Annotated in this window: 13 protein-coding genes; 4 read left to right on the forward strand and 9 right to left on the reverse strand. The window is 41.5% G+C overall.

Annotated elements, in window-relative coordinates; genetic code table 11:
- Nucleotides 1-72: 72 nt before the first annotated feature.
- Nucleotides 73-714 (forward strand): glycerol-3-phosphate 1-O-acyltransferase PlsY, encoded by a 642-nt coding sequence (gene plsY / locus SORDD27_RS04455; RefSeq protein WP_044020603.1) that lies wholly within the window; start codon nt 73-75, stop codon nt 712-714.
- 34 nt (nt 715-748) lie between these two features.
- Here the strand turns inward: plsY and SORDD27_RS04460 are convergent, their stop codons facing one another.
- The 9 genes from SORDD27_RS04460 to SORDD27_RS04500 all read right to left on the reverse strand — a co-directional run bounded on the left by SORDD27_RS04460 (nt 749) and on the right by SORDD27_RS04500 (nt 9,106).
- Nucleotides 749-1,705, reverse strand: coding sequence for an ABC transporter permease (locus tag SORDD27_RS04460; RefSeq protein ID WP_000029132.1), 957 nt, complete (start codon nt 1,703-1,705; stop codon nt 749-751).
- 2 nt (nt 1,706-1,707) lie between these two features.
- Nucleotides 1,708-2,766 carry an ABC transporter permease gene (locus SORDD27_RS04465; RefSeq protein WP_000038681.1) on the reverse strand — a complete coding sequence of 353 codons (1,059 nt, stop codon included), beginning with the start codon at nt 2,764-2,766 and terminating at the stop codon, nt 1,708-1,710.
- Nucleotides 2,759-4,294, reverse strand: coding sequence for an ABC transporter ATP-binding protein (locus SORDD27_RS04470; RefSeq protein WP_061427573.1), 1,536 nt, complete (start codon nt 4,292-4,294; stop codon nt 2,759-2,761). Before SORDD27_RS04470 ends, SORDD27_RS04465 begins: the two co-directional genes overlap by 8 nt.
- A 136-nt stretch (nt 4,295-4,430) precedes the next feature.
- The gene (locus SORDD27_RS04475; RefSeq protein ID WP_045591051.1) at nt 4,431-5,486 is read right to left on the reverse strand and encodes a BMP family lipoprotein; all 1,056 of its coding nucleotides are present in this window, start codon (nt 5,484-5,486) and stop codon (nt 4,431-4,433) included.
- A 90-nt stretch (nt 5,487-5,576) separates the two neighbouring features.
- Nucleotides 5,577-5,966 (reverse strand): cytidine deaminase, encoded by a 390-nt coding sequence (locus tag SORDD27_RS04480; RefSeq protein ID WP_000246111.1) that lies wholly within the window; start codon nt 5,964-5,966, stop codon nt 5,577-5,579.
- A complete protein-coding gene (gene deoC, locus SORDD27_RS04485) occupies nt 5,953-6,615 on the reverse strand; it encodes a deoxyribose-phosphate aldolase (protein WP_042769003.1) in 663 nt (220 codons plus the stop codon). The genes SORDD27_RS04480 and deoC overlap by 14 nt, the downstream gene beginning before the upstream one ends.
- 19 nt (nt 6,616-6,634) lie before the next feature.
- Entirely contained in the window at nt 6,635-7,912 is a 1,278-nt protein-coding gene (locus SORDD27_RS04490; protein ID WP_061427574.1) for a pyrimidine-nucleoside phosphorylase, read from the reverse strand.
- The gene (locus SORDD27_RS04495; protein WP_081103354.1) at nt 7,909-8,499 is read right to left on the reverse strand and encodes a class I SAM-dependent methyltransferase; all 591 of its coding nucleotides are present in this window, start codon (nt 8,497-8,499) and stop codon (nt 7,909-7,911) included. Before SORDD27_RS04495 ends, SORDD27_RS04490 begins: the two co-directional genes overlap by 4 nt.
- A 202-nt stretch (nt 8,500-8,701) precedes the next feature.
- Nucleotides 8,702-9,106, reverse strand: a complete 405-nt coding sequence (locus SORDD27_RS04500) for a hypothetical protein (RefSeq protein WP_061427577.1) — start codon at nt 9,104-9,106, stop codon at nt 8,702-8,704.
- Between the two features lie 201 nt (nt 9,107-9,307).
- Between SORDD27_RS04500 and coaA the strand changes: the two genes are divergently transcribed.
- The 3 genes from coaA to SORDD27_RS04515 all read left to right on the forward strand — a co-directional run.
- Nucleotides 9,308-10,228, forward strand: a complete 921-nt coding sequence (gene coaA, locus SORDD27_RS04505) for a type I pantothenate kinase (protein ID WP_061427578.1) — start codon at nt 9,308-9,310, stop codon at nt 10,226-10,228.
- Nucleotides 10,229-10,295: 67 nt separating this feature from the next.
- Nucleotides 10,296-10,532, forward strand: a complete 237-nt coding sequence (gene rpsT, locus SORDD27_RS04510; RefSeq protein WP_001274000.1) for a 30S ribosomal protein S20 — start codon at nt 10,296-10,298, stop codon at nt 10,530-10,532.
- A gap of 52 nt (nt 10,533-10,584) precedes the next feature.
- Nucleotides 10,585-11,048 (forward strand): DNA topology modulation protein (locus SORDD27_RS04515; RefSeq protein WP_061428075.1); only part of this gene is annotated, 464 nt, incomplete at its 3' end.

Raw genomic sequence — 11,048 nt, forward strand, 5'->3', positions numbered from 1 at the left:
TTCCCTTTCAGCTGTCACAATTTCACAGGATATTCTCTGACTTTCTATACCATTTCATGGTATAATAGGACTATGATGACATTTGTATTATTAATTTTAGCTTATCTGCTAGGTTCGATTCCGTCTGGTCTTTGGATTGGGCAAATCTTCTTTCAAACAAATCTGCGTGAACATGGTTCTGGAAACACCGGAACAACCAATACTTTCCGAATTTTAGGTAAGAAAGCGGGTATGGCAACCTTTGTGATTGACTTCTTTAAAGGAACCTTGGCCACTCTCCTTCCAATCCTTTTCCACCTTCAAGGTGTATCACCTCTCGTCTTTGGTCTTTTGGCCGTAATTGGACATACCTTTCCTATCTTTGCAGGATTTAAAGGTGGTAAGGCTGTCGCAACCAGTGCTGGAGTGATTTTCGGATTTGCGCCTGTTTTCTGTCTCTATCTAGCAATCGTATTCTTTGGAAGCCTCTATCTAGGTAGTATGATTTCACTGTCTAGCGTTACTGCTTCTATCGCAGCCGTTATCGGAGTTCTCCTATTTCCACTATTTGGATTTATCCTGAGCAGTTATGACCCCCTCTTCATTCTGATTATCCTAGCACTTGCTAGCTTGATTATCATTCGTCACAAGGATAATATCACACGTATCAAAAATAAAACTGAAAATCTCGTCCCTTGGGGATTGAACCTAACCCATCAAAATCCAAAAAAATAAAACGCCAGTTTGAAACTGACGTTTTTTTGTATGCTTATTTTGACTTGATGTAGTTGATACCGTCTGCCTTAGGCGCAACTGCTTTTCCAAAGAAGGCTGCCAAGACAAGAATGGTCAAGACATAAGGGGCGATCTGAAGGTAAACCGCTGGCACTCCTTGTAGGAAAGGTAATTGAGAACCGATAACTGCCAAACTTTGTGAAAGTCCAAAGAAAAGACTAGAAAGCATAGCACCGATTGGGTTCCATTTACCAAAGATCATTGCCGCAAGAGCGATAAATCCAGGACCGACAATAGTTGTCACTGAGAAGTTAACTGAAATGGATTGAGCATAAATCGCTCCCCCAATTCCACCAAGGAAACCTGAAATAACAACTCCAAGATATCTCATTTTGTAGACATTAATCCCCAAGGTATCCGCTGCTTGAGGGTGTTCACCAACAGAGCGAAGACGAAGACCAAAGCGGGTCTTGAAGAGGATAAACCAAGCAAGGAAAGAGAAGGCAATCGCGATATAACCTAGTAGACTGGTTGACTTGAAGAAGATATCTCCAATCACTGGGATATCAGCCAAAACTGGGAAATCAAAACGTCCAAAAGTTTGGCTTAAGTTATCCGTTTGTCCTTTGTTATAAAGAACTTTAACCAAGAAAACCGCTAGGGCAGGCGCCATCAAGTTCAATACTGTACCACTGACAACATGGTCCGCACGGAAATGAACTGTAGCGACTGCATGGATGAGGGAGAAAATAGCTCCCACGATACCAGCAACTAACAAGGAAATCCAAGGAGTAGCTGCTCCAAGTTGTTCTGCAAACTCAAGGTTAAAGACAACCCCAGAAAAGGCTCCCATAACCATAATTCCTTCAAGACCGACGTTAACGACACCACCACGTTCAGAGAAAACTCCTCCGATACTCGTAAAAATAAGTGGTGCTGAGTAAATCAGCATAGAAGAGACCAAGAGGGTGAGTAATGTTGTAATAGACATCCTTACTTACCTCCTTTAACTTGTTTTTTAGGTTTGACAAAGCGTTCGATAATGTAGTGAACGCTGACAAAGAAGATAATAGACGCTGTTACAATGCTGACAAGCTCAGACGGAACTTGCGCAGCGTTCATACCCGGTGCTCCTACTTGCAAAACTCCAAATAAGAAGGCCGCAAAGAGAATTCCAATTGGTGAATTTCCAGCAAGCAAACTAACTGCCATCCCGTTAAATCCGATAGCTAATGATGATCCCTGAACGTAAACGTTTTGGAAAGTTCCAAGACCTTCGACCGCTCCACCAAGACCAGCCAAAGCACCAGAGATAATCATTGATAGGATGATTGTACGTTTTGCTGAAATACCAGCGTACTCTGAGGCATGGGGATTGAGACCAACTGCACGAATTTCAAAACCGAGAGTCGTTTTCTTTAGCAAGAACCAAATCACAGCTACAGCAATGATTGCAAAGAAGATTCCGATATTCATACGGGAATTTCCAGTCAACTCTGATAACCATGGTGTCTGGTATGTGGCGTTGGCACTAACACGAATCGTTGAGTCTGTACTTTGCATAATATCTTTCGGAAAGGCATGAATAAAGGCATTTCCCACATACAATACAATGTAGTTCATCATGATGGTCACGATAACCTCTGACGTACCGAGATAAGCTCTGAGGATACCTGGAATCGCACCAACAATTCCACCTGCGATCAAAGCAATGATCACTGTCAATGGAATCAAAACGAGACGAGGCATATCTGGATTTGACAAGGCAAACCAACCACTGAGAATCCAGCCTGCCAAAGCCTGACCAGGAAGTCCGACGTTAAAGAAACCTGCACGACTGGCAACTGCGAAACCTAGACCTATCAAGACAAGAGGACCCATGGCACGGAAAATTTCTCCAATTCCACGGAGGCTACCAAAAGCTGTATAGAACAACTCCTCATAACCCCAGATAGCATCATATCCGAAGATCCACATAACAATGGCTCCAAGCAAGATCCCTAAGAATACGGAAATCAAGGGAACCGAAATTTGTTGTAATTTTTTAGACATCACTCTTCTCCTTTCCCAAGTTTCCACCTGCCATCAAGACACCAAGTTCTTGTTTGTTAGTTGTTTCTGGCGATACAATACCTTGAATCTTACCATCGTGAATAACAGCAATTCGGTCTGAGACATTTAAAATCTCATCCAATTCAAAGCTGACAACAAGGACAGCCTTCCCGTTATCACGCTCTTCAATCAAACGTTTGTGGATATATTCAATGGCACCGACATCCAAACCACGAGTTGGCTGGCTGACGATAAGGAGATCAGGATCTCGATCAATCTCACGAGCGATAATCGCTTTTTGTTGATTTCCTCCTGAAAGAGCTGCTGCTGGAACAAATTCGCTTGCCGCACGGACGTCAAATTCTTCCATCAATTTCTTAGCATGTGAAGTGATATTGGCGTAGTTCAAGATACCATTCTTGCTGAGTGGTTCTTTGTAGTAGGTTTGAAGAGCGATATTTTCTGAAATCATCATCTCCAAAATCAAGCCATCACGGTGACGATCTTCAGGAACGTGCCCCACGCTTAGTTCTGTAATTTGTCGAGGATGCATCCCCACGATTGATTTGCCTTTTAATTCAACGCTACCTGACTCAACCTTACGAAGACCAGTAATGGCTTGAATGAGTTCAGACTGACCATTGCCATCAATACCTGCAATACCAACAATTTCACCAGCACGAACATCCAAAGAAAGATTCTTCACAGCTGGTACACCGCGGTTTTCATTGACAACCAAGTCTTTGATAGACAAGACCACTTCTTTGGGTTGTGGTGCCTGTTTCTCCGTTTTGAAGGAGACAGAACGTCCTACCATCATCTCTGCCAAGTCTGCATTGGTTGCCCCTGCAATCTCAACAGTTTCAATAGATTTTCCTCGACGGATAACCGTAACACGATCAGAAACTGCACGGATTTCATCCAACTTGTGGGTAATCAAAATGATGGACTTCCCTTCTTTGACAAGGTTCTTCATGATTGCCATCAACTCATCAATCTCCGAAGGAGTTAATACGGCTGTTGGCTCGTCAAAGATAAGGATATCAGCACCACGATAGAGTGTTTTCAAGATTTCTACACGTTGTTGGGCACCAACGGAAATATCCGCAACCTTAGCAGCAGGATCCACTGCCAAACCATAACGTTCAGAAAGAGCCTTGATTTCTTTAGTAGCACCAGCTATATCTAGAACACCATTTTTAGTGATTTCACTCCCTAAAATGATATTCTCAGCTACTGTAAAAGCCTCAACCAACATGAAATGTTGGTGAACCATCCCAATTCCAAGACCAGCGGCTTTAGATGGTGAGTCTAGTTTTACAACCTGACCATTCACCACAATTTCACCACTCGTTGGTTCAAGAAGTCCTGCCAGCATATTCATCAGAGTGGATTTACCCGCTCCATTTTCTCCTAAAAGTGCATGGATTTCACCTTTTCGCAGTTGCAAGTTGATTTTGTCGTTTGCTACAAATTCACCAAACACCTTGGTAATATCCCGCATCTCAATGACATTTTCGTGTGCCATATGCTCTTCCTTTCAGAGGTTTATTTTATTTCAATAAAACCTGCTAATCACATTAACAAGCTCTATTGAGACAAAAATTGCCTCAATTCTTAAAGAAGCGACCAATGGCCGCTTCCTAAGAAATGACTTTTATCCATTATTTTTCAGGAACTTTAATGCTTCCGTCAAGGATTTTAGCTTTTGCATCTTCAACAGCTTTTTTACCTTCTTCTGAAAGGTTTGTTACTGCTAGCTCAACCCCCTTATCTTTCAATGAGTAAACAATCACTTGTCCACCAGGGAATTCACCTTTTTCTGTTTTGTTGGCAATATCTTTTACAGTTGTACCAACTTGTTTCAATGTAGATACAAGAACGAAGTTAGACTCTTTACCATCTTTAGAAGTGTATTTACCTTCTGCTGCTTGGTCACGGTCTACACCGATAACCCAAACTTTTTCGTCTTCGTTTTTGTTTTCATTCAATGATTTTGCTTCCGCAAAGACACCAGCACCTGTACCACCAGCTGCTTGGTAGACAACGTCTGCACCGGCAGCATATTGAGCTGCTGCAATTGTTTTACCTTTGGCAGCGTCACCAAATGAACCAGCGTAGTCAACTTGGACTTTGATAGATGGGTCTACTGACTCAACACCAGCTTTGAATCCAGCTGCAAAACGTGAAATAACTTCAGATTCGATTCCACCTACAAAACCAACTTGTTTTGTTTTCGTAGTTTTCGCTGCTGCAACACCAGCAAGGTAAGCTGCTTCGTTATCCGCAAATCTTACGCTCGCAACGTTCTTTTGACCTTCAATCACATCATCAATCAAGACATAGTTCAAGTCAGAGTGGTCTTTTGCTGCTTCCTCAACTGCATTGTGAAGGGCAAAACCAACACCGAAAATCAGGTTGTAACTTCCAGCCGCTTGTTGCAAGTTGTTAGCATAGTCTGCTTCGCTTGTTGATTGGAAGTAAGTATAACCTTTATCTTTAGAAAGATTGTGTTCTTTACCCCAGTCTTGCAAACCTTCCCAAGCTGATTGGTTAAATGATTTATCATCAACACCACCAGTATCTGTTACGATCGCTGCTTTGGTCTTCATTTCTGATGAAGATGAAGCTGCGTTACGAGAAGAGCGGTTACCACATGCAGCAAGTCCAACTGCTGCTACTGCAACTAGACCAAGGCCTAGCCATTGTTTCTTGTTCATTACTGAACCTCCTAAATAAGATGTGCAACGATGTTGCAAGTTTGGATTATTTGGTCACACAGACCACAGCCACTGCAAGAGTGACCCAGACTAATTTAAGTCTGTAAATGAGTATGGAAGTAACTCCCCGACCGTCATCTCGACCGTCGATTTATCTTTAGCGACTAAGGTCACTTTTAGATCTTGTTCAAAAAATTCAACCATGACCTGGCGGCAAGCACCACATGGCGAGATGGGTTTTTCAGTTTGTCCGTAGACAATTAACTCAGAAAACTCCCGTTGTCCCTCCGAAACTGCTTTGAAAATAGCAGTACGTTCTCCACAATTAGTCAAGGGATAGCTAGCATTCTCGATGTTCACACCCGTATAAATACTACCATCCTTGGCTACTAAAACAGCTCCGATAGGAAAGTGAGAATAGGGGACATAGGCTTGTTTGCTGGTTTCAATTGCTAGTTCAATCAACTCAGTAGTCGCCATCTGCCAATTCTCCTTTTAAGATTGTTACACCAGCAGATGTTCCGATACGGGTAGCGCCTGCTTCCACAAAAGCGACAGCATCCGCATATGAACGAGCTCCACCAGCTGCCTTAACTCCCATATCTGGCCCGACTGTTTTACGCATCAACTGAACATCCTCTATAGTAGCACCACCAGTTGAAAATCCAGTTGATGTTTTGACAAAGTCAGCTCCTGCTTTCTGGGATAATTGGCAGGCCACAACCTTTTCATCGTCTGTCAACAAGCAAGCTTCGATAATGACTTTCACCAGCTTGTCACCACTTGCTTCTACGACAGCACGAATGTCCGATTCAACCAAATCCAGATTGCCTGATTTGAGGGCACCGACATTGATAACCATATCAATCTCATCTGCACCATTTTGGACAGCTTCCTTTGTTTCAAAAGCTTTCACAGCTGAAGTTGTTGCTCCCAAAGGAAAACCTACTACTGTACAAACTTTTACATCTGAGCCTTCAAGCCCTGTTTTCGCATGTTTAACCCATGTGGGATTAACACAAACGCTGGCAAAGTCATACTCACGCGCTTCAGATAGCAAACGATCAATTTGTTCTTGGCTTGCATCTTGCTTTAAAAGCGTATGATCAATATATTTATTTAACTTCATATTCGGATTCTCCCTGGTTTTATGAGATAATTTCTATAATTTCTCGTAAACTTTGCACTCCATCATTTATTTTAACATATTTTTGAAATTCTGTAACTAGTTCAGAAGAAATTTTTCCATTTGTATAAACTTTTGCAACAATTTCACCCTTTTGAACGGAGTCTCCAACTTTCTTTTCAAAAATAATCCCTGTTTCATAGTCCAAGTCATCAGTCTTGACTGCACGACCGGCTCCTAGTCTCATGGCATAGAGCCCAAATTCCATTGCAGGAAGAGCTGAAATAACACCCGTTTCTTGAGCAGGGATTTCCACCACATGGGCAACTTTGACGGGGCGATAGAGATCTTCTAAATCACCGCCTTGTGCTGCTACCATTTCTTCAAACTTAGCCAGTGCTTGGCCATTTTCCAGGTGTTGACGGATTTCCTTGATCGTTTTCTCAACATCAGCCAAGCCAAGCATAATCTGAGCTAGCTCGCAGATAAAGTGACTAATATCTTCTCGGCCTTTTCCTTGGAGAATCTCGATTGCCTCAAGGATTTCGAGACGATTGCCAATGGCTCTTCCCAAGGGTTGGCTCATATCGGTAATGACTGCTACCGTCTTTCGACCAACTGCCTTACCAAGATCCACCATGGTTTGAGCTAATTTGCGCGCCTCATCAACCGTCTTCATGAAGGCACCCTCACCGACCGTTACGTCTAGCAAAATGGCATCCGCTCCTGCAGCAATTTTTTTGCTCATAACAGAACTAGCAATCAAAGGAATCGTGTCTACAGTTGCTGTCACATCTCGGAGGGCATAGAGAAGTTTATCTGCTTTAACCAGCTGATCGGACTGCCCAATGACAGATACACCAATATCCTGTACCTGACGAATGAAATCCTCTTGACTTCGCTCGACTTGATAGCCCTTAATGGACTCCAATTTATCAATTGTCCCACCAGTATGGCCGAGACCTCGACCACTCATCTTAGCAACGGGCACGCCGAAACTCGCAACAAGTGGAGCCAAGATTAAGGTCACCTTATCACCTACACCACCAGTCGAATGTTTATCAACTTTAACCCCCTCAATAGCTGACAAATCAAACTCCTGACCTGTTTTAACCATATTCATCGTCAGATCAGAAATCTCACGTGTGGTCATTCCTTTAAAATAAACAGCCATAGAAAAAGCAGACATCTGATAGTCTGGAACAGTTCCAGCCACATAGCTTTCTACCAGCCATTTAATTTCAGCTGCAGTCAGTTCTTGACCATCTCGTTTCTTTTGGATTAAATCAACTGCTCTCATTCTTTCACACTTCTAAGGATATAGTATCCCTTATCTTTCTTTACGATTTCACAATTACCAAAAACGTCTTCCATCTTACTTTTAGCACTTGGAGCTCCTTGTTTTTTCTGAATGACAATGGTTAAATCTCCTCCGTCTTTCAAGAAATCTCTGCTCTTTTCGATAATCTCATGAACAACCTGTTTGCCCGCTCGGATCGGCGGATTGGAAATAACATGGTCAAACTTCCCTTCAACTTGTTCATAGATATTGGATTGGAAAATCGTTGCTTCTACTTTATTACGTTCAGCATTTTGTCGCGCTAGGTCCAAGGCACGATTATTGATATCGACCATGGTCGCCTGAACACCATAAGCCTTGGCCAATGACAAACCCAATGGCCCGTATCCACAGCCTACATCAAGGACCGTCTCTCCTTCATTTACCTCTAGACACTTGAGCAAGAGCTGACTCCCAAAGTCAACCATTTTCTTGCTAAAAACACCCGCATCCGTCAAAAAGGTCATTTTTTCTCCCAACAACTCCACTCTCAACTCATGAATGTCGTGAGCAGCATCAGGATTTTCTGCATAATACATTTTACTCATAAAACTATTTTACCATAATTTGGCTTGAATTGTAAATCGTTTACAAAGTGATGATCAAATGAAAAAGACTGAAGAATCCTAGTCAAAAAACCTTTTCTTCAATCTCTTTCAATTATTAGAAATACATTACAATCTATCGGGAACTACAAATTATCATAGTCAGGAAAAAACAGTTCGTCTGCAATCGGGCGCATTTTTATTACTATTTCTTAACCTTAAAATACTTTATTATCAACAAGATTCCCAATATGATGTTTAGATAAAAACCCAACTGATAAGTTTGTGTCAAGATTTCCAAACTTGTCCAAAGTCGTATCAAATCTTCTAGTGACATACGGAATAAATAACCCTCTGTAGCAATCCATAGGACTAAAAAGAAATAACTACCCGCAGCAAGCCATTTCGTCCACCGTTTTTTTAGTATGAAAGCAATCAAGAGCGAACAGATAAAGACAACTGTTACAATAGCATGTTCCATCAAAAAAGTAAAACCGTAATAGATTTCCACAAAGCGTCTACCATTATCCGCATTGACTCCTTTTATAAAAGGTAAGGCAAAACTTAAAATAAAACAGAGTTCCAATATATAACGTTTTAAGATTTTCATGACACACCTCCTATAAGTTGTGAACCAAAAAGCCCACTTTCAATAACTGATAAGTCTTCAGAAACCATTCCCTATCTCATTATTAAATTATTCAACCTCCATCTACCTCTATTATACGATATTGACTTACTACCATCAAGAAACCGCTTTATCTTTTTAGCTTTTTATGGTATGATAAACAAAATATCTAGGGGAAAACAAATGACCAACGAATTTTTACATTTTGAAAAAATCAGTCGCCAGACTTGGCAATCATTGCATCGCAAAACAACCCCTCCCTTGACAGAGGAAGAGTTAGAATCCATCAAGAGTTTCAATGACCAGATTAGTCTACAGGACGTAACAGATGTCTATCTTCCCCTAGTTCATCTTATCCATATTTACAAGCGCACCAAGGATGATTTGGCCTTTTCAAAAGGAATTTTTCTCCAACGCGAAAGTAAATCTCAGCCTTTTATCATTGGGGTTTCTGGTAGTGTTGCTGTGGGAAAATCAACTACTAGTCGCTTACTTCAGATTCTTTTATCACGTACTCTCCCGGATGCTACTGTAGAATTGGTGACAACTGACGGTTTTCTCTATCCCAATCAAACCTTGATTGACCAAGATATCTTAAATCGCAAAGGTTTTCCTGAAAGTTATGATATGGAAACCTTGCTGAATTTTCTTGACCGCCTAAAGAATGGGCAAGATGTCGATATTCCTGTCTATTCTCATGAAGTGTATGACATCGTTCCTGGAGAGAAACAACGTGTCAAAGCTGCTGATTTTGTCATTGTCGAAGGCATCAATGTCTTTCAAAACCCTCAAAATGAGCGCCTTTACATTACTGATTTCTTTGATTTCTCCATCTATGTGGATGCTGCTGTCGAGGACATTGAAAGCTGGTATCTGGATCGTTTCTTAAAGCTGCTCAGCTTTGCCCAAAATGATTCCAACAGCTACTACCACCGTTTTACTCAAATGCCAATTGGAGAAGTTGAAGCATTTGCTCACCAGGTTTGGACCAGCATTAATCTCACAAATCTACAAAACTATATCGAACCAACAAGGAATCGCGCCGAGGTCATTCTCCACAAGACTAAAAACCATGAAATCGATGAAATTTACCTAAAAAAATAATTTCCCCTTGTCAAAACCTAAGTTTTCATATATAATGGTATAGTTAGTAAATATGGAGGTAAGAACATTGGCAAACATTAAATCAGCTATCAAACGCGCTGAATTGAACGTTAAACAAAACGAAAAAAACTCAGCTCAAAAATCAGCTATGCGTACTGCTATCAAAGCTTTCGAAGCAAACCCTTCTGAAGAACTTTTCCGTGCTGCTAGCTCAGCTATCGACAAAGCAGAAACTAAAGGTTTGATTCATAAAAACAAAGCAAGCCGCGATAAAGCTCGTCTTTCAGCTAAACTTGCTAAATAAGAAACAGTCCACCGAGGCTGTTTTTTTGTCCTCCATTACGAAAAGGTAGAAAATGAAAATCGCAATTATCGGCTATTCTGGTGCTGGGAAATCAACCCTGGCACAAAAATTATCCCAGTTCTACTCAATTCCCAAACTGCATATGGATACCCTCCAATTTCAACCAGATTGGCAAGACAGTGACCGCGAATGGATGTTGGGCGAGATGAAAAACTTTCTCACGAAGCATGAAACTTGGGTCATCGACGGCAACTACTCTTGGTGTTGCTATGAAGAAAGAATGCTGGAAGCTGACCAAATTATCTTTCTCAATTTTTCCCCATGGACTTGTCTCTTTCGAGCCTTTAAACGGTATCTCACATACCGAGGCAAGGTCCGAGAAAGTATGGCTGCAGGTTGCCCTGAACGCTTTGACTGGGACTTTATCAGATGGATTCTCTGGGACGGACGGACAAAGAATGCTAAAGAACGCTATCAACGGGTTCAAGAAACCTATCCAGAGAAAGTAATTGTCCT

The organism is Streptococcus oralis (genome assembly GCF_001579025.1).
Classification (GTDB): domain Bacteria; phylum Bacillota; class Bacilli; order Lactobacillales; family Streptococcaceae; genus Streptococcus; species Streptococcus oralis_X.

Coding starts and splice junctions, on each gene's coding strand:
- SORDD27_RS04495 (WP_081103354.1), bottom strand. CDS start 8,499: ATGAGTAAAATGTATTATGCAGAAAATCCTGATGCTGCTCACGACATT.
- coaA (WP_061427578.1), top strand. CDS start 9,308: ATGACCAACGAATTTTTACATTTTGAAAAAATCAGTCGCCAGACTTGG.
- SORDD27_RS04465 (WP_000038681.1), bottom strand. CDS start 2,766: ATGTCTAAAAAATTACAACAAATTTCGGTTCCCTTGATTTCCGTATTC.
- SORDD27_RS04475 (WP_045591051.1), bottom strand. CDS start 5,486: ATGAACAAGAAACAATGGCTAGGCCTTGGTCTAGTTGCAGTAGCAGCA.
- SORDD27_RS04470 (WP_061427573.1), bottom strand. CDS start 4,294: ATGGCACACGAAAATGTCATTGAGATGCGGGATATTACCAAGGTGTTT.
- SORDD27_RS04490 (WP_061427574.1), bottom strand. CDS start 7,912: ATGAGAGCAGTTGATTTAATCCAAAAGAAACGAGATGGTCAAGAACTG.
- SORDD27_RS04500 (WP_061427577.1), bottom strand. CDS start 9,106: ATGAAAATCTTAAAACGTTATATATTGGAACTCTGTTTTATTTTAAGT.
- SORDD27_RS04480 (WP_000246111.1), bottom strand. CDS start 5,966: ATGGCGACTACTGAGTTGATTGAACTAGCAATTGAAACCAGCAAACAA.
- SORDD27_RS04460 (WP_000029132.1), bottom strand. CDS start 1,705: ATGTCTATTACAACATTACTCACCCTCTTGGTCTCTTCTATGCTGATT.
- plsY (WP_044020603.1), top strand. CDS start 73: ATGATGACATTTGTATTATTAATTTTAGCTTATCTGCTAGGTTCGATT.
- deoC (WP_042769003.1), bottom strand. CDS start 6,615: ATGAAGTTAAATAAATATATTGATCATACGCTTTTAAAGCAAGATGCA.